The sequence below is a fragment of the Acetivibrio clariflavus DSM 19732 genome (assembly GCF_000237085.1).
In the GTDB taxonomy this organism is placed as follows: domain Bacteria; phylum Bacillota; class Clostridia; order Acetivibrionales; family Acetivibrionaceae; genus Acetivibrio; species Acetivibrio clariflavus.
Window position 1 is genome coordinate 3,880,959 of record NC_016627.1, and the last position, 19,997, is coordinate 3,900,955.

The 19,997-nt window shown below is 37.8% G+C and carries 12 protein-coding genes and 3 rRNA genes; 7 read left to right on the plus strand and 8 right to left on the minus strand.

Annotated elements, in window-relative coordinates:
• The first annotated feature begins 126 nt into the window (after positions 1-126).
• Complete coding sequence (locus tag CLOCL_RS16200) at positions 127-1,518, plus strand: IS4 family transposase (RefSeq protein ID WP_014254049.1); 1,392 nt, start codon at positions 127-129, stop codon at positions 1,516-1,518.
• Between the two features lie 39 nt (positions 1,519-1,557).
• Here the strand turns inward: CLOCL_RS16200 and CLOCL_RS16205 are convergent, their stop codons facing one another.
• The gene (locus CLOCL_RS16205) at positions 1,558-1,911 is read right to left on the minus strand and encodes an FHA domain-containing protein (RefSeq protein WP_245532805.1); all 354 of its coding nucleotides are present in this window, start codon (positions 1,909-1,911) and stop codon (positions 1,558-1,560) included.
• Between the two features lie 622 nt (positions 1,912-2,533).
• Here CLOCL_RS16205 and CLOCL_RS16210 point away from each other — a divergent pair.
• Positions 2,534-4,066, plus strand: a complete 1,533-nt coding sequence (locus tag CLOCL_RS16210) for a bifunctional diguanylate cyclase/phosphohydrolase (RefSeq protein WP_014256347.1) — start codon at positions 2,534-2,536, stop codon at positions 4,064-4,066.
• Between the two features lie 59 nt (positions 4,067-4,125).
• Here the strand turns inward: CLOCL_RS16210 and CLOCL_RS16215 are convergent, their stop codons facing one another.
• The 5 genes from CLOCL_RS16215 to CLOCL_RS16235 all read right to left on the minus strand — a co-directional run bounded on the left by CLOCL_RS16215 (position 4,126) and on the right by CLOCL_RS16235 (position 11,837).
• Complete coding sequence (locus CLOCL_RS16215) at positions 4,126-5,679, minus strand: rhomboid family protein (protein WP_014256348.1); 1,554 nt, start codon at positions 5,677-5,679, stop codon at positions 4,126-4,128.
• A 314-nt stretch (positions 5,680-5,993) separates the two neighbouring features.
• Positions 5,994-6,110: ribosomal RNA gene (rrf, locus tag CLOCL_RS16220) — 5S ribosomal RNA — on the minus strand.
• Between the two features lie 157 nt (positions 6,111-6,267).
• Positions 6,268-9,610, minus strand: a 23S ribosomal RNA gene (locus CLOCL_RS16225).
• Positions 9,611-9,873: 263 nt separating this feature from the next.
• Positions 9,874-11,519, minus strand: a 16S ribosomal RNA gene (locus CLOCL_RS16230).
• The 16S, 23S and 5S rRNA genes sit together here, the layout of an rRNA operon.
• A 138-nt stretch (positions 11,520-11,657) precedes the next feature.
• A complete protein-coding gene (locus tag CLOCL_RS16235; protein WP_041715225.1) occupies positions 11,658-11,837 on the minus strand; it encodes a hypothetical protein in 180 nt (59 codons plus the stop codon).
• Between the two features lie 454 nt (positions 11,838-12,291).
• On the opposite strand from CLOCL_RS16235, the gene CLOCL_RS16240 reads away from it, so the two are divergent.
• From CLOCL_RS16240 to CLOCL_RS16260, 5 genes are all read left to right on the plus strand, one after another.
• A complete protein-coding gene (locus tag CLOCL_RS16240; RefSeq protein ID WP_014256349.1) occupies positions 12,292-13,572 on the plus strand; it encodes a hypothetical protein in 1,281 nt (426 codons plus the stop codon).
• 250 nt (positions 13,573-13,822) lie between these two features.
• Complete coding sequence (locus CLOCL_RS16245) at positions 13,823-14,548, plus strand: ABC transporter ATP-binding protein (RefSeq protein ID WP_014256350.1); 726 nt, start codon at positions 13,823-13,825, stop codon at positions 14,546-14,548.
• Positions 14,535-15,287 carry an ABC transporter permease gene (locus CLOCL_RS16250; protein ID WP_014256351.1) on the plus strand — a complete coding sequence of 251 codons (753 nt, stop codon included), beginning with the start codon at positions 14,535-14,537 and terminating at the stop codon, positions 15,285-15,287. Before CLOCL_RS16245 ends, CLOCL_RS16250 begins: the two co-directional genes overlap by 14 nt.
• A 32-nt stretch (positions 15,288-15,319) precedes the next feature.
• Positions 15,320-16,774, plus strand: a complete 1,455-nt coding sequence (locus CLOCL_RS16255) for a sensor histidine kinase (RefSeq protein WP_041715790.1) — start codon at positions 15,320-15,322, stop codon at positions 16,772-16,774.
• The gene (locus tag CLOCL_RS16260; protein WP_014256353.1) at positions 16,771-17,466 is read left to right on the plus strand and encodes a response regulator transcription factor; all 696 of its coding nucleotides are present in this window, start codon (positions 16,771-16,773) and stop codon (positions 17,464-17,466) included. The genes CLOCL_RS16255 and CLOCL_RS16260 overlap by 4 nt, the downstream gene beginning before the upstream one ends.
• A gap of 102 nt (positions 17,467-17,568) precedes the next feature.
• Here the strand turns inward: CLOCL_RS16260 and CLOCL_RS16265 are convergent, their stop codons facing one another.
• Both CLOCL_RS16265 and CLOCL_RS16270 read right to left on the minus strand, forming a co-directional pair.
• Positions 17,569-19,299: an ABC transporter ATP-binding protein gene (locus CLOCL_RS16265; protein WP_014256354.1), complete on the minus strand. Its 1,731-nt coding sequence runs from the start codon at positions 19,297-19,299 to the stop codon at positions 17,569-17,571.
• 127 nt (positions 19,300-19,426) lie between these two features.
• Positions 19,427-19,861 (minus strand): YaiI/YqxD family protein, encoded by a 435-nt coding sequence (locus tag CLOCL_RS16270; RefSeq protein WP_014256355.1) that lies wholly within the window; start codon positions 19,859-19,861, stop codon positions 19,427-19,429.
• Positions 19,862-19,997 lie beyond the last annotated feature (136 nt).

Sequence of the window (19,997 nt, forward strand, 5' to 3'; positions counted from 1 at the left end):
ATAATGTGCACTGAACATTGAAAAATCAATAGATTTGGGCAATAAAAAAGTACAAGAACCCCCTTCTATGTGATATAATAGAAGTACCCAAACCCTATTAAATCGACAATTTGGAGGTTCTTGAACATGTCTATTGTATCACAGAAGGTTAAGGAAGAAAATAGATTTTCTTTGACAGTTGATAACTTTTTCAAAATGTTTTCTGTAGGCTATCTGTTAAAAAAGTCAAACGCATATAAAGATAAAGGTATTCCTTGTCTTACGGTATTCAAAGTACTGTTTGAACTTGTTTTTACAGGCAAAAATCTGTTTATGAACTATAAAGCAGAAAGCTTTGATATACCATTTGCAAGGGATGTGGTCTACAGATTCTTAAATTCCATACATATCAACTGGCAAAGATTTTTATATTTGCTTTCTGCAAAGGTCATAAATCATCATATCGATAGATTAACGTCAGATGAACGGGTTGATGCCTTTGTAATTGACGATTCCTTCTACAGTAGGACAAGAAGCAAGTCAGTTGAGCTTTTAAGTTGGGTCAAAGATCATGCTGACGGCAATAAGAATAAAAAAGGCTTTCGTATGCTTACACTTGGTTGGACAGACGGTAATTCATTTATTCCTGTGGCCTTCAACCTTTTAAGTTCAACAAATCCAAGGGTTTGCATTAATCCAGCGAAAAATACTATAGATAAAAGAACCGTTGGTTTTAAACGCCGACAGAATGCCTTAGCCACTTCACCGGAATCTGCTCTGTCTATGCTGGAACAAGCAGTTGCTACCGGTATTAAAGCAAAATATGTTTTATTTGACAGTTGGTTCTCCTTTCCGGCTACTATTATCAAAATTTGTAAGATGAATCTTAATGTGATAGCTATGGTAAAGGATACTCCCAAGATTTACTATAACTTCAATGGTGAAAAAAAATCATTGAGAGAGATATACCGAACTGTCAGGAAACGTAGAGGAAGATCAAAATACCTTGCTTCAGTTATGGTAGAATTACACGATAAAGAAGGAAACCACATTCCAGCAAAAATTGTCTTTGTCCGTGACCGAAGAAACAAGAGTAAATGGCTAGCTCTCATATCTACAGATACTAGTCTTCCCGAAACAGAGATAATCAGGATATACGGAAAACGCTGGGACATAGAGGTATTCTTCAAGATGTGTAAGTCATACCTTAAGCTGGCTAAGGAATTTCAAGGTCGTTCTTATGATATGATGGTTGCCCATACAACTATTGTTTTTTCAAGGTACATTATGTTAGCGGTTGAGAACCGCAATAATACTGATTTACGCACTATTGGTACTTTGTTCTACTATTGCTGCGATGAACTTGAGGACATTAAATTCCATGAGGCACTGCAGCTTATAATAGAGGCTTTAAAAACTACTTTACAGGAAAAACTGCTTTTGACAAAGGAAACAGTCAACGAGTTTCTCAACTACTTTGTCACTTGTTTGCCTGTTCATATCAAGGCAAAGCTATCAGTTGTTTCCTGCGAAAGTTGATTTAAATTATTTTTAACTTCCTTTAATAAATGCACTATCTTATTTTTTCGCCAATACATCTACAAACAGAAATTCTACCTGTCCCATTTTAATTTTGTCACCATTGGTTAATTTCCATTCATATCCGCTTTTTAAGGGTTTATCATTGATATAAGTTCCATTTTTACTTCCAAGGTCCTTAATGTAATAAGTTCCTTCCTTTATGATTATTTGAGCATGTTTGCCCGATATATAGGGATCTTTAATAACAATAGTGTTTTTATCCTGTCTGCCGATAGTAGAATCTTTAGAAAGCAGATAAGTTTCTTCAACCTTATAATTAAGTAATTCTCTTTGATTTATCAATTTTAAATATGGAAAGTTTCCATTACCGATAGTTCTATAATAGTTCATAGATTTTATATCCATATAAATCAATCGTATTATACTAAATATAAAACAGTATATAACCAGCACAAAAATAAAATTCATTAATAGCGTCAAAATTCCCATACCTTTGCACTTCCTTTTATACTATAATACACTGACTTTTTCCTTAGCCATCTTAAATTATATTCCTAAAACTAAAAAATAACAAATTCGTGTTATTTATTTCTGAACAAACTTTACAATTTATCTTTTTAACTACGTATCTGACATTTTTGTAACATACAACACAATCCTGAAAAATAGTTTTTAATATCCTAACATTTAATCTACCCTTTTGAATAAAGCTCTAAACCCTAGAATTCTTCCCTTTTTACAATCGCAGTAATTTATTTTATTTCTATTTAGATTAGCTGACAATATGATATAATTATCTCATATTTTAAATGAAATATATTTATTGACTTTTGCAAATAAATATTTCACTAATTCTTAATAATTGCCGTGTTCTGATGGAGAAGGTTGTTATTTCAGAAAAATTAAATATTTTAATTTTACATAAAACATTTTAATGGATTTTGTGGAAAATAATCAAATACTAAAGTATAATAAGAATTAAAATGTACATAATTGCTATAAGGGTGGTAAAATGAATGCTTTATCTTCTTTTAGGACTTTTTTTGAAAAATTGCTTAAGGATATACACTCCAATTACTTTGATTGCAAAACCAAGATAGTTGAATTTATTATATGCATTTTGACAATATCTTTTCTATCTCTAAATCTTATTTTTGAAAAAGTTCCTGAAGAAACACAAGCATTCGTCTCACAGATTCAAATTCTTATAATATTTTATTTGGTCTTTCGATTCAATTTTCTAGGTCTATTGCTTACTACTCTATTAATTTCTTTTGAATTAGCAGTATTAATACCTTTATATATTCAAAAAGGAGAATTAAATTATTTGATAGGTTGTTCATTAAGAATACTTACTATTACAGTTGCTGTTATAGTATCCATACTTTCATACAGACAAGATGTACAAAAAAAGAAACTTCAGCGACTTGCAATAACGGATGAATTAACCGATGTATATAATCAAAGGCAGTTTAGAATTTTACTTGACAATGAAATAGAAAATGCTAAAAAAAACAATACCTCTCTTGGTTTAATAATGATGGATATAGACAATTTTAGCATGTACAACGATTTATATGGACACGAATGCGGTGATAACATACTTAAAGCAACTTCTACCATTTTAAAATCAATAGTTAAAGAAAACGGCCATGTTTGCAGATACGGCGGTGACGAGTTCGCAATTATTTTTCCTAATACGGACATAGAAAAGTTAGAAATGATTGCATACAATATAGTTCATAAATTTGAAAAAGTAAGAAGTGATTATTTTTCGGAAAAGCTTTCTGAAAAAGTCACGCTATCTATAGGCCTTTCCGAATTCCCAAACAGGTCCAGCAGTAAAAGCGAGCTAATTTCTCAATCTGATATGGCTTTATATCATGCCAAAAACCTTGGTAGAGGTAAAGTTCACTTATATCAGGATATTATTTCGCAAATTCGTAAAAACCTCAGTTCGGATAACCAACAGTTAATCGGTGCCTTCAAAGGATTGCTCAGCACCATATCAGCAAAAGATAAATATACTCATGCCCATAGTGAACGTGTCTCATCCTATGCAGTTATGATAGGTAAAGCTATGGATTTAAGTCTTGATGAAATAACAGTTCTTGAATATGCTGGACTTTTACACGATATTGGTAAGATTGAAATTCCAAAAAGTTTACTCAATAAAAATGAAAGCTTGACAGAAGATGAACAGCTTATAATTCGCCAACATCCTATATATAGCGAAAACATACTCGAACCCCTCGAAGATATAGATAATTTAATTGATTACGTAAGACATCATCATGAAAAGTTCGACGGCTCAGGCTACCCTGACGGCCTCGTTGGTGAAGAAATAAGTTTGGGTGCAAGAATATTGTGCGTTGCTGATTCCTTTGACGCAATGGTTTCAGAACGTCCTTACTGTAAAAGGAAAACTACTGAAGAAGCTTTAACGGAGTTAAAGAAGCATGCCGGTACTCAATTTGATCCAAAAATTGTAGATATATTCTGTTCAATAATGGAAACTTCTTATAAAATTGCTTTATCCAATTAGTAAATTTATTGTAGCTGTTTAGACCAATTATAAAAAATACATCCCATAATTTTCGTTTACTAATTTACATAATTCTTTATTTTTTCAAGTAATGCCTCAACACTCTCTTCGAGTTCAGGATCAATTCTTACAGCAGTCTTTAATTCTTTCTCGGCCAATTCATATTTCTGTTCATTAAGATATATAATTCCTAAAAGATAATGTCCCTTTGATGCATCAAGTTCTTTAAGATAATTGGCTTTTTCTAATGCTTCATCATATTTCCCTTGAAAATATTCCAGCATTGCAATGCTAATTAATGTATCCGTTTTTAAATCGATGTCCGTCAAGTTCATATTAAAAATTTCTTCCGCCTTTTTTTCGGCATCTTCCAACTTATTTTCCTGGATTAACTCTTCAAATTCATAATATTTAGCATTTCCGCTCAAATTAAAACCATAATACAAGCTGCCAGATAGAACCAAAACCGTTAAAACTATAAACACTGGTCTACTTAAAAGTTTATTCGGTGATTTTGTAATTTTTACTATTCCTGACGCAAGAAATCCTCCTATAAGACCTCCTATATGTCCGTAATTGTCTATTCCCGGCCTTATAAAGCCGTAAACAAGGTTTATAATCACCATAAGCAGAATACTGTTTCCAAAATACTTTTTAAAAAGAGCAGGATTTTCAACACTGAAATACAGCAGCGCCCCCATTAATCCGAATATAGCACCGGATGCACCTACTGCCGAATGAGGTGAAAACATAAAACTTGCTATACTTCCCATTATCCCTGCCATAAAATATATAAAGACAAACTTTTTGTGGCCATACATACCTTCAACTATTCTACCGAAAACAAACAATGATAAACAATTCATTATTAAATGTTCTAAATCTGCATGAAGAAATATAGGTGTTAAAAATCTCCAATATTCCCCGGCAAAAATTAAACTGTTTTCTTTAGCACCAAAAGGAATAAATAAGCTTTGAACATTTGTACCCTTTACCAAGGCATATATATTCATTACCAGCCACATCAGTACATTAATTATAATCAATCCATAGGTTATAAAAGGGACCTTGTCTATAAATCGAGCTGAAGGATGATTAGATTCTTTTTCTGCTTTCAAAACAGAATTTACATTATTATCTGACAAAATAATTTCGCTATTATCCATACAGAGAACTGAGTTCAGCACTTCTTCTATGCCCTGCACTTTTATAGGTAAATTATATAGCTTGTTAACTTGCTTATTTGTCAAATCTACCGTTACACATGGAAGGTATTTTTTAATATAAACATCTTCCATCTGTCCTTCTCTTATTAGTTGGATCTTCTTCTCATCGGGCATTGAATCGAATACAAAAACCTGGAAAGCTATAACTGTCGATGCACCCATTTGCGATAAACTTTTACCGGCCATCTCAAGTTTATTCTTAATTTGTTCCTCAGTCATAAGGTCAGCATCTAATATTTCAACAATTATAAATTTATCATGCAAAACTTTCTGCAAAATTTTCATTCCATAATGCTGTATACGCTGTCCGTCATTACTTATAACCGGCATAAATCCTTCTTTTTGTATAAGCATAGCATCCACATTGTTCATATAGTTATTTTTCATTTCAGTAGCACCTCTTTTGTAGGCTATATAAACCACAAGTTTATTTTTAATTTTTTACTATACCTCTGGGAAAAAATATGAATATTGTTAAAATTCATAACAATTAACCCTATATTTTTCACCAACATGTTTTAACTATTATATCAGAATTATCTTTTCCTTTGAATATAAATCGGATATTAATAATTAATTATATGCTAAATTTTCAGTAAAAAATTAAAGATTGTGAAAAGTTTTTTACACTACTTTCCACAACCCAACAATTCTCTTATAAGCAAAGCCTTATGGATTGGTACCATAAGGCTTTGATATAAATCTGGCAGCGACCTACTTTCCCAGGACGTCTCCGTCCAAGTATCATCGGCACTGAGAAGCTTAACTACCGTGTTCGGGATGGGAACGGGTGTGTCCTTCTCGTTATTGCCACCAGAAATCTATAAACTTTTTGGTATATACCTTCAAAAATATATAACGTCAGTCCACAAGATAAGAAGCTCTCTCACTCATTAAGTCTTCACTTCAGAACCCTTCTTCTTCTCCTCAGTTGTCAGTTTTCCATCTTCCAACTTCCAACCTCTAACTTCTAATTTGGTCAAGCCCTCGACCTATTAGTACCAGTCAGCTAAATACATTACTGTACTTACACCCCTGGCCTATCAACCATGTAGTCTACATGGGGTCTTACCCTTTCGGTGGGATATCTCATCTTAGGGTGGGTTTCACGCTTAGATGCTTTCAGCGTTTATCCCGTCCGAACTTGGCTACCCAGCTGTGCACTTGGTAGTACAACTGGTGCACCAGAGGTTCGTCCATCCCGGTCCTCTCGTACTAAGGACAGATCCCTTCAAATATCCTGCGCCCGCGACAGATAGGGACCGAACTGTCTCACGACGTTCTGAACCCAGCTCGCGTACCGCTTTAATTGGCGAACAGCCAAACCCTTGGAACCTACTTCAGCTCCAGGATGCGATGAGCCGACATCGAGGTGCCAAACCTCCCCGTCGATGTGGACTCTTGGGGGAGATCAGCCTGTTATCCCCAGGGTAGCTTTTATCCGTTGAGCGACGGCAATTCCACTCTCTTACCGCCGGATCACTAAGCCCTACTTTCGTACCTGCTCGACTTGTCTGTCTCACAGTCAGGCTACCTTATGCCTTTGCACTCGATGCGCGATTTCCAACCGCGCTGAGGTAACCTTTGGACGCCTCCGTTACCTTTTAGGAGGCGACCGCCCCAGTCAAACTGCCCACCTGACAGTGTCCCTAGACCAGCTCATGGCCTCAGGTTAGAGTCCCAGTACCCTTAGAGTGGTATCCCAACGGCGATTCCATGCAGACTGGCGTCCACACTTCCCTATCTCCCACCTATCCTGTACAAAGAATACCGAAACCCAGTATCAGGCTACAGTAAAGCTCCATGGGGTCTTTCCGTCTTGTCGCGGGTAACTTGCATCTTCACAAGTACTACAATTTCGCCGGGTACGTTGTTGAGACAGTGCCCAAATCATTACGCCATTCGTGCGGGTCGGAACTTACCCGACAAGGAATTTCGCTACCTTAGGACCGTTATAGTTACGGCCGCCGTTTACTGGGGCTTAAGTTCACTGCTTCACTTCCGTTAACAGATCCCCGTAACCTTCCAGCACCGGGCAGGCGTCAGCCCCTATACTTCATCTTTCGATTTAGCAGAGACCTGTGTTTTTGATAAACAGTTGCTTGGGCCTATTCTCTGCGGCCTGCTCTCACAGGCACCCCTTCTCGCGAACTTACGGGGTCAATTTGCCGAGTTCCTTAACAACGCTTCTCCCGCTCGTCTTAGGATTCTCTCCTCATCTACCTGTGTCGGTTTGCGGTACGGGTACCTCTACTCTCGATAGTGGCTTTTCTCGTCAGTGCGAAATCGGTCACTTCGGTACTATATTTTCCCTCCCCGTCACGGCTCATAATCATCCGGCGGATTTGCCTACCGGACTCTACTTGCCGCTTGGACGAGCTCTTCCAGTCACTCGCTTGACCTATCCCCCTGCGTCCCCACTTCTCTCAAACGAGCAGCGGTAGTACAGGAATTTCAACCTGTTCCCCATCGCCTACGCCTTTCGGCCTCAGCTTAGGTCCCGACTTACCCTGGGCGGACGAACCTTCCCCAGGAAACCTTAGATTTTCGACGGTAAAGATTCTCACTTCACTCTCGCTACTTATTCCGGCATTCTCACTACTATCTCGTCCACATGTCCTTCCGGTCATGCTTCTACCTACCATAGTAAGCTCCCCTACCCCTGCTAGAAGTTAGAAGTCAGATGTTAGACGTTAGATTATTCCCATCTCTGTATCAGTGTATTTATCCTCTTTCCTAAAACATCATATCTTTCCACTAATTCTTTGTGTTCTTCATTTGTGATGTATTCTAAGTCTTTGCTCATATCCAATAACACCACAACTTCATTACACGAACCTAATGTCATTTTTAGAAATCTTTTAAAATCTGATACAGATTCCTTTCGCCCATATCCTTCTGCTATATTTAACGGTATTGATATCGCAGCTCGCCTTATCTGGCTTACCAACTCATACCTTTCATGCTCAGGATATTTGAGCGTCATCTTCATTATAGTTATTGTTAAGGAGTATGACTCTTTATATACTTCCAAATCTTTATACGATTTTATCATCATGATACTCCTCTCACTCTTCTAACCTCTAACTTCTCACTTCTAACCTCCAGCAAGCCACAGCTTCGGTACACAGTTTGAGCCCCGGACATTTTCGGCGCAGGTTCACTCGACTAGTGAGCTATTACGCACTCTTTGAATGAATGGCTGCTTCTAAGCCAACATCCTAGTTGTCTTAGCAAACCCACATCCTTTCCCACTTAACTGTGATTTTGGGACCTTAGCTGATGGTCTGGGCTGTTTCCCTCTCGACTACGGAACTTATCTCTCGTAGTCTGACTCCCAAGCTAAATCTATACGGCATTCAGAGTTTGATAGGGTTCGGTAACCCGGTAAGGCCCCTAGCCCATTCAGTGCTTTACCTCCGTTAGACATACTTGAGGCTAGCCCTAAAGCTATTTCGGGGAGAACCAGCTATCTCCGAGTTCGATTGGAATTTCTCCGCTATCCACAGCTCATCCCAAACCTTTTCAACGGTTATGAGTTCGGTCCTCCACGAGACTTTACTCTCGCTTCAACCTGTCCATGGATAGGTCACCCGGTTTCGGGTCTATTGCATGCGACTTTACGCCCTCTTCAGACTCGGTTTCCCTTCGGCTCCGTACCTTCAGTACTTAACCTCGCCACATACAATAACTCGCCGGACCGTTCTACAAAAAGTACGCTGTCGAGCCTTAACGCTCTCCAACTGCTTGTAAACATAGGGTTTCAGGTTCTCTTTCACTCCCCTCCCGGGGTTCTTTTCACCTTTCCCTCACGGTACTTCTCCACTATCGGTCACCAGTTAGTATTTAGCCTTGGAGGGTGGTCCCCCCTGCTTCCCACAAGGTTTCACGTGCCTCGTGGTACTCTGGATCCTGGCCTGTCTCCTCACTTTTCGCATACGGGACTTTTACCCTCTATGGTGTAACCTTTCCTGGTTACTTCTGCTAAGCTCAGAGAATCATTTCGCCAGTCCGCAACCCCAACCTATATTGCTATAGATTGGTTTGGGCTCTTCCGCTTTCGCTCGCCACTACTTACGGAATCTCGGTTGATTTCTTTTCCTGTGGGTACTTAGATGTTTCAGTTCCCCACGTCTCGCCCTGCTACACTATGGATTCATGTAGCAGTACCTGAGCATTTACCTCAGGTGGGTTCCCCCATTCGGACATCTGCGGGTCGATGGCTGTTTGCGCCTCACCGCAGCTTTTCGCAGCTTACCACGTCCTTCTTCGCCTTCTGGTGCCTAGGCATTCACCCTATGCTCTTAGTAGCTTGACCTTCCTCGGTTCTCCTTGTGAATCCCTTCTACCATCTTAATGAGTTTATCCTAAGAGTCACTACGTACTTCTTTCTGTACTAGTTACCCTCTTTTCTTCTCATCTTGCTTTATCTGACATTATATATTTTTCAAGGTACATCATCTCTAAGCTCTATGGGCTTAGAAAACTAAACAGTGTAAGGAAAGAAACCCTCTATCGGCTGTCTCACAACCGATATCGACCATAAGTAGTGATACCTTTAAGTATCATCCTACTCCTTAGAAAGGAGGTGATCCAGCCGCACCTTCCGATACGGCTACCTTGTTACGACTTCACCCCAATCATCTGCCCCACCTTCGGCAGCGCCCTCCTCTCGGTTAGACTACTGACTTCGGGTGTTGCAGACTCTCATGGTGTGACGGGCGGTGTGTACAAGGCCCGGGAACGTATTCACGGCAGTATGCTGACCTGCCATTACTAGCAATTCCGACTTCATGCAGGCGAGTTTCAGCCTGCAATCTGAACTGGGACTGCTTTTGGGGATTTGCTCCACCTCACGGTCTCGCTTCCCTTTGTAGCAGCCATTGTAGTACGTGTGTAGCCCAGGACATAAGGGGCATGATGATTTGACGTCGTCCCCACCTTCCTCCGATTTATCACCGGCAGTCTCGTTAGAGTGCCCAACTTAATGATGGCAACTAACAACAAGGGTTGCGCTCGTTGCGGGACTTAACCCAACATCTCACGACACGAGCTGACGACAACCATGCACCACCTGTCTCCTCTGCTCCGAAGAGAAGCCCTATCTCTAGAGCTGTCAGAGGGATGTCAAGCCCTGGTAAGGTTCTTCGCGTTGCTTCGAATTAAACCACATACTCCACTGCTTGTGCGGGCCCCCGTCAATTCCTTTGAGTTTCAACCTTGCGGCCGTACTCCCCAGGTGGGATACTTATTGTGTTAACTCCGGCACAGAAGGGGTCGATACCTCCTACACCTAGTATCCATCGTTTACGGCGTGGACTACCAGGGTATCTAATCCTGTTTGCTCCCCACGCTTTCGCGCCTCAGCGTCAGTTACTGTCCAGAAAGCCGCCTTCGCCACTGGTGTTCCTCCTAATCTCTACGCATTTCACCGCTACACTAGGAATTCCGCTTTCCTCTCCAGCACTCAAGAAATACAGTTTCAGATGCAGCGCCGGGGTTGAGCCCCGGAATTTCACATCTGACTTGCATCCCCGCCTACGCGCCCTTTACACCCAGTAATTCCGGACAACGCTCGCCACCTACGTATTACCGCGGCTGCTGGCACGTAGTTAGCCGTGGCTTGTTCCTTGGGTACCGTCATTATCGTCCCCAACCAAAGAAGTTTACAATCCGAAGACCTTCTTCCTTCACGCGGCGTTGCTGCGTCAGGGTTTCCCCCATTGCGCAATATTCCCCACTGCTGCCTCCCGTAGGAGTCTGGGCCGTGTCTCAGTCCCAATGTGGCCGATCAACCTCTCAGTTCGGCTACCGATCGTCGCCTTGGTGAGCCGTTACCTCACCAACTAGCTAATCGGACGCGGGCTCATCTCACACCGGATTGCTCCTTTGATAACAAAGTGATGCCACCTCGTTATGTTATGCGGTATTAGCACTAGTTTCCCAGTGTTATCCCCCTGTGTGAGGCAGATTACCCACGCGTTACTCACCCGTCCGCCGCTATCCTGCATTCAACATTCAATACTCAGCTCCTTTTTGTGTTGGCACTTTATTCAGCGTGAAGCAGAAACTTTAAACATATCATAGTATATGGTTGTTTCTGCTTGACGCCGGCTCAATCTCCAACGTCAGCTGAATACTCAATGTTGAATGCAGGACCGCTCGACTTGCATGTGTTAGGCACGCCGCCAGCGTTCGTCCTGAGCCAGGATCAAACTCTCTAAAAAAACTTTATCTACTTCGCTGTATCTCTACAGCTACGTATTAATCTCTTTAGAAAGCCTTTTGGCTCCAAATTACTTACTCGCGTATATCTCGCAAGTTACTCATTAAATTAACGAGTTCCTTTCCTTGTCTTACACTGTTCACTTTTCAAAGTCCATATCCATCGCCTCATCGGCGCGGAATCTTATGTTAACATGTCGCTTCATCTTTGTCAACACTTTTTTTAATTTTTCGTATTGACCTCCAACCGGCTTTCTGTCTTGCTTCTTAAGTAATTTCGCGGTCGGTATCGGCGACAGCTTTAATAATATATCACCCATTTCACATACATTCAATCCCTATCTATGCTTAAATTTTATATCTAGAGCAATTTACCCTCAATATGCTTCAAAATATGTCATTATTCTACACAATACTTTAAAATCCGCAAAAATTTATTTTTGGTATTGCTTACAAAAAAGTACTTCTATTATATATAGGCGAATAAATGACAAGTATTCTCTTTATAACAACCCAGTCATTGCAAAGAGAATTATCTTGTATTAATTTTTCTACTCAAATAGATAAAAAAGTTATTTCTCAATGAATCATTAAAGATTACCTTCAAAAATCCAATTGATAAGAAAAAGCAATTCTATTCTTCTTGCTTTATTTATTTTTTAGAAATAAATGTTTATAATTTGTTTATATACACTTTATTTAGAATCAATATATGCATTTTACAATTATCATGTAGGAAGTACTTCCTAAATTTATTTATGGGAGAGATATACGATGATAAAAAACAAAAAGTTGATGATGGCTTTAAGCTTTACGTTAGGAGCAGCATTGCTTGTTACAACAGCTTTTGCAGATATAATGTCCACATCAGGCTATGATCAGCTGAAACAGGCAATAAAATACACATCAAAATCATGCAGCAATACCCTTGAAAGTTTTACAGCCCAAACGTCCATCACTTTAAAAACAAACGAAAAAGTTCTATTTACTTCTGTTCGTACCGAAAAGTATGACAATGTATCGGGCGCTTCGGAATCTAAGTCAATCCAAACTTATAGCAACGGTAATACCGATAAATACGAATCCTATTCCGACAAATACTGCCATATATCGTACAATCCATGGAATGATACTTATTCTGTCTTTGAATATGGAAAAGAAAATGAAGGAGTTCCACCATTCGAAGACATTTTTGAAGATGATGAAATGAAAGATATAGAAAAAATCATTGATGCCGGTGTAGGAAATCTTAAAGATTATGTAATAGTTGAAAATCAAATTGATGGAAGCAAAGAATTTTCAGGCTCATTAGACAATGCCCAAATTCCTGCTCTGGTCAATGCCATATTATCCTTCGTATTCAAACGTACTATACCTGACGTAGGTATGCGTACTTATGATGATTTCCCCGAAATTCAAAATGATGTCTTTATAAAAAGGATTACCGGAAAAGCTTCCGTAAATAAAGATGGAATCCTTGAAAGAATCTACGGTTCATGTATTGTATCCGGAAAAGATGAGGCAGGAAAGTCTTATGATTTTACTATCGAAGTATTAATAAAAATCTACGATATAAACTCTACTGTTGTTGCCAAACCGGATCTTAACGGAAAAATCGTTGAAAAGAGTTACGCAAACAGACTGTTTGATAAGGTATCGGCTCAAAAATATATCGGTAAATACAAACAGGATATAGTTATTGTCAAGGACAACGCTTTTATAAAAATTGGTGAAAGAGTCCTTGAAATTGATAATATTGACGATGAGAACGTTTCAGGAAAATATTACGAAACATATAAGGCGGAGTATGCCGAATATGCTAAAGACAAATTGGAATTCGACTTTGAAGCAAAAATATTAGGATATAACTATGCTCAGTACAAATTGGCTTCCGATCAAGGTAACAGCAAAACGGTAACTATTGACTTTGAAGACAACTCAAGTATGATTAATTTTAATATTTATTCACAACACAGCAATAATACGATAATATACAAAACTAATTCAATAATAACATATAGTGATGGCACTTTTATAAGAGTATTTGAAGACTAATTACTGTAATGTGGAAATATTAAACATCACAGTTTTCCTCTTTTCCGATTAATAAGATTTGAAATTGAGTCACAAAACCTTAATACCTGATTAAGAGGAAAAATACATTGTAACATAATCAATTTTCAGCTTAAGGGGCTAAAAATCGAAATATTGCAAACCGGCCCCTTAAAGCTCAATTTTATTTTTTAATGATACTGCAAATTGCCCGAATAAATTGCTAATCTCAAATCAATGCGGAGGTACATTAATGGAAAAGGTTATTGAAATAAAAGAACTTACAAAAATATATAAAAATGGGCGAGGAATCCAAAATCTCAATCTTGATATTTATAAAGGTGATATTTTCGGATTTTTAGGCCCAAATGGCTCGGGAAAAACAACTGCAATGAAAATTATGACCGGCCTTATGAAAGCTGATAGCGGTACAGTTAAACTTTTTGGCTATAATATTGTTGATGAATATGAAAAAGCCATGGAACGTGTGGGCTGCATTATCGAAACAGCAGAATCCTACCCCTATTTGACTGCATATGAAAATCTAAAGCTTTTCTCAAGATATTATAAAAATATTGGCGATGACAGAATAAATGAAGTTCTGGAACTTACAGGGTTATCAAAATACCGAAACGAAAAAGCAAAAAATTTTTCATTAGGAATGAAGCAACGTCTGGGTCTGTCTGCAGCCATTCTCTCAAAGCCTGATCTGGTTATTCTGGACGAACCTCTCAATGGCCTGGACGTAGAAGGTATGATTGAGATAAGAAAACTGATTAAAAGATTGGCTGAAACAGAAAAAACAACTTTCTTCATATCAAGTCATCTTATACATGATGTGGAACTTACATGTACCAGAATCGGAATACTCTATGAGGGCAAGCTTTTAAATGTGGACTATATGCAAAATATTCTGTCTAATTACGCAACACTTGAAAATTATTTTATTAGTGAGGTTGATAAAAATGGGAGGATATAAAGCAACAATTATAAACGAATTGGAAAAAATGTACAAAAAGAAAAAAATGATAGTTATTTTAATTATATCGATAGCCGTAATATTAATTGGGAAACTAATATCCTTTGGGATGAGTACTGTAGGAGTTGGTGTTTTTAAAGAAAGTACAATTTTTCCGATATCGGTTTTGTCGGTGCTGTCAATCACACTGCTTCCATTATTTACAACACTTGTAGCAATAGACTTATTTGCAGGTGAGTTCTCTCACAACACAATGAAGATAACACTTACCAGACCGGTATCGAGGTTTAAAATATTTTCAGCCAAAGTAACGGTTATTGCCATATTTGTTCTTATTAATCTTTTATCCGTTATGTTTTTATCTACCGTTGCCGGATTAATATGCAATTTTTCATCCATTAGTTTTATCGGTATAATAAGAATCGTTATTTCTTATATTGTTACTCTTTTACCCATCATGGTCTTCGCTTTGGTAGTAGTATTTTTTTCAAACATTTTTAAAAGCGGTACTGCTGTTTTTTTCCTTTCAGTAATGCTCTACTTAATCAGCTTTATAATGGGTAAAATATTATCTCCTTATTCCAGTCTGTTTATAACTTCAATGCTTGATTGGTATATTCATTGGGTATCGGGTGTAACGCTTATTCCAAAAATTACAAGAGAATTTTTAATTATGCTGGGATATGGTATAATGTTCTTTACAGCAGGTTACTACTTATTTGATAAAAGAGATCTATAACAATGTATATATCAAATTTTACAGGTGAACTTATGAGTCTAAAAAAGCGTTTAATTTTGCAAAATGCCGCAATAGTAGCCATACCGTTTTTGATAGCCATTATTGCTTCTTTTGTGTTTATTTTTATAAGTTCTTATATCTTCAAAGTAGATTTAAATTACGATAGCATCAAAAAGCTCACAGACTTACAGTATGAATTTTTTACCGCTGACGATAATTTATTGAAAGGAAATCCTGAAAGACTCTTGCAAAAGGATTTCCAGCAGTATCTTTCAGAAAGGCTGAACAAATTAAATGCTTATATTGTAGTATTAAAAAAGTATGATGTTGTTTTTTCAACGAAATCTATAAATCCTATAGAAATAGAAAAATGCCTTGAGGCAAAAAAGAAAAACCTGCTGAACAATTCGGTAAAATTAAATGACGGTCCTTATATAGTAAAAGTCATACCATTAATATACAGCGACGGAAGTGACGGCTGGACTATACTTCTTGCCCCGGTAGATAAAGAAACTTCCGCTTCAAAAAAACTTTTGTATTTTTCTATGGGAGTTTTCTTTGTTTCTTTTTTAATAATCAATGTACTTGTTTCAATTAATTCCTCAAAAGCAATCCTGGCACCTCTTAAAAAACTTCAACGTGCTGCCGGTGAAATAAGTCTTGGCAATCTCGATTATGAAGTTATTGAGGATGGAGATCAGGAAATCAGAGAGTTGTGTAAATCTTTCGAACAAATGAGGCTTAAACTTAAAGAATCGGTATATACACAGATGAAATATGACGATAACAGAAAAATGCTTGTTTCAAGTATTTCCCACGATTTAAAAACACCAATAACCTCTATAAAAGGATATGTAGAAGGTATTTTAGATGGTGTTGCCAATACTCCTGAAAAAGTTGAAAAATACCTTCGCACCATACATTCAAAAGCTGTACAGGTAGATTCAATGATTGATGATTTACTGTTATATTCAAAACTTGATTTAAAGCAGATTCCCTTTAACTTCGAAAAAACCGATGTTGTTAAATACTTTGAATATTGTATAATGGAAAACGAACCGGAACTGGAAAAACATAATATAAAATTGGAATTTCAAAACAATCTTGTTAAAGAAACCTACGCCATGATTGACAGAGAAAGGCTCAGACGGGTTATTACCAATATTATAGACAATTCAAAGAAATATATGAACAAAAGTGAAGGAAAAATCCAAATCATCCTTAGAGAAACCAGCACAACGGTAATAATTGAAATTTCCGACAATGGTGCTGGTATTCCCAAAGAAGCCTTGCCTCATATATTCAGCCGCTTCTACCGTGCCGATACCGCAAGAAGCAAAATAAAAGGAAGCGGTTTAGGTCTTGCCATAGCAAAACATATTGTTGAAGAACATGGCGGTCTAATATGGGCCAGAAGTATTGAAAATGAAGGAACAAGCATAATGATATCTTTAAAAAAAATACAGGAAAGTGAGGATTGTAAATGAAAAAAATACTTATTGTCGAAGATGACCAGAGTATAGGCGAACTTGAAAAAGACTATTTAGAGATAAACGGCTTTTCAGTTAAAATATGCAACGATGGTATAAGCGGCTTAAATTGCATAAAAGAAGAAGAATTTGACTTATTGATTTTGGATATTATGCTTCCCGGTATAGATGGCTTTGAAATACTCAGACAAATCAGAGACACAAAGGATATTCCCATTTTACTTGTGTCAGCAAAAAAAGAGGAAATTGACAAAATAAGAGGACTTGGCCTCGGGGCAGATGACTATATAACCAAACCTTTCAGTCCGGGAGAACTGGTAGCCAGGGTAAACGCCCATATATCAAAGTATGAAAGACTAAAAAGCAAATACTCAGATAAAAACCAACTTGAGATCGTTAGTGTAAGAGGACTTGAAATCCAAAAAGACTCCAGAAGAGTATTTGTAAACGGTAAGGAAATCAATATGGCACAAAAAGAATATGAACTTCTTTTATTTCTTGTTCAAAACCCCAATAGAGTATTTGGCCGGGAGGAACTTTTTGAACGTATATGGGGATTGGACTCTTTAGGTGATGCTGCCACTGTTACTGTACACATTGCAAGAATCAGGGAAAAGATCGAAGCAGATCCTTCCAACCCTCAATATATAGAAACGGTTTGGGGAGCAGGATATAGGTTCAGAGTCTGATATTTCAGACTTAAATCCAACCTCCCCTGTCCCTTTTATACCTTTTCCAACCTCTAACCTCTGATCTCTAACTTCTAACCTCCAACCTCTAACTTCTAATTTCTAAGCTCCAAATTGCACTTCACAAAGCTGACTGTACAATCCATCCTGGTTGATAAGTTCCTCATGGGTTCCTGACTCAACAATTTCCCCATCTTTCAATACCAGGATCTGATCAGCCTGTTTAATTGTAGAAAGCCTGTGGGCAATGACAATAATGGTCCGACTTCCTGCCAGTTCCTGTATAGCTTGTTGAATCTCAATTTCTGTCTGAACATCAACTGATGAGGTTGCTTCATCCAATATCAAAATGGGAGTGTCACGAAGAACAGCTCGCGCTATGGAAAGACGCTGTTTTTGCCCCCCTGAAAGTTTTACTCCTCTCTCACCTATGACCGTATCATACCCCTGTGGCAAATCCATAATAAAATCATGTGCTCTTGCTATTTTTGCAGCTCTGACTATATCTTCAAAGGAAGCCTCTTTACTTCCGTAGGCAATATTTTCAGCCACACTTCCATTGAACAGAAATATATCCTGAAGCACAATGCTGATTTGGTTTCTGAGAGAAGCTACTGTCATATCTTTTAAATTTATGCCATCAAGAAGTATTTGTCCCTCTGTCGGATCATAAAACCGTGCTATAAGGCTTATTATGGTAGTCTTCCCAACCCCGGTAGGACCTACTAAAGCTATCATTTTCCCTGGTTTTGCCGTAAAACTGATTTTTTTAAGTACCGGGCTTTCAGGAATGTAATGAAAACTCACATCTTTAAAGGTAATTTCACCTTTTGACCGGCCAATATCTCTTGCACCTTTACTGTCAACAATATCAGGCTGGGTATCCAAAAGTTCGAAAATTCTTTCGGCTCCTGCCGCAGCCTGCTGTAAATCTTCAATTACCCTTGCGAGTGTAGTAATTGGCTGATAAAAAAGACTTAGAAACATTATAAATGCTACAATATCCGCTACCGAAACATAATTCCTTACAGCAAGCAATCCCCCGCATCCAACAACAATAACTGTTCCTAATGAACTTACCATTTCAACAACGGGATGAAATATAGCAGAAAGCTTTAAAGCCCTTAGTATCGAAGATGTATACTTTCTTGCTCTTTTCTCAACTCTTTTGCTTTCCCTTTTCTGCTGGTTAAAAACCTGGATTTCTTTCATACCGGATATATTGTCCTGCACTACAGCATTCAGGTCTCCCAAAGTAGCCTGGGCCTTTCTGAAATTGGGCTGTATTTTTTTTACAAAAAATATTCCGCCAAAGATCAAAAAAGGTATGGGAATAAGAGTAAGGGCTGCCAAAAGCGGATTAATTACAAACAGCAAAGTCCCGGTTCCAGCAAGAATAAGTATATTTGTCACAAGATCGGGAACAGCATGGGCTATAAGGACCTCTAATGCTGCTGTATCATTAATCGCTCTCGACATTAGCTGTCCCGTCTGCTTATCCTGATAAAAACTTAAGGACAACTTCTGCAAATGTTCATATACCAATACTCTCATATCTGCAACCAGCTTCCATGCTGCCACATGGCTTAGATATCGATATAAATAGGTAAATACCGCTCTGGCTATGTATGCGCCAATAAGAATAAGTGCAATATTTCGTATGCTGGGCATCTTACCGGCAATATCTTCTTCCGATAATAAATTGATTAATTCCCTTACCTTCCAGGGAGTAACAAGATTCAGTACGGATATTGCCAGCAAACTTATGCCAGTAATAATCAAATATTTCCAGTAAGGTTTTCCCTGTTTCAATATTCGTATAAAATTCTTCAATTTCTTTCCCTCCATTAAAAACTTAAAACAACTTCAAAAGCAGCCCTTTCAATAGCTGCATATAATATATAGTCTAATTTTGAAACTTTCAAAGCAAAAAGAAAACAAAAATCAGATTTTAATGTTTTTATTCAACGGATAATAAAAGTTTAAAGGCTTTTTCAAACTTTTCATCCTGTTCCTTTGATCTTTTTGAAGGTCCCGATATTCTGCCTCCAGACCGCCGTATCTTTTGTGCAAGGTGCCTTTCAAATAAAAGCCTGTCCATATTTTTATCGGAATAAATTATTCCGTCATAGTTTATCGCTATAGCACCCTTAGCAAGAGCCATAGCAGCAACACCATAATCCTGTGTTACTACTATATCACCTTTTTCTGCTTTGTTAATAAGGGCAAAATCCACCGAATCCCTGGCCTTATCAACAATTACTACTTCCGAGTATCCATCATCAATTTCATGACTGGTATCTATAAGCATTATTACTTTTACATTTTTGGACTTTGCTATATTCACTATAATTTCTTTAACAGGACAAGCATCAGCATCAACAAGTATTTTCATGTTGTTTAAAAACCTTCTCTACAAGTATGTGAAGTAATAGAATATCTATATTATACTCGCTATAAATTACTTTTGTCCATTTAAACCATAACTTAAAATTATAAATATTCTAAAAGAAATAAAAATACGTGATGGA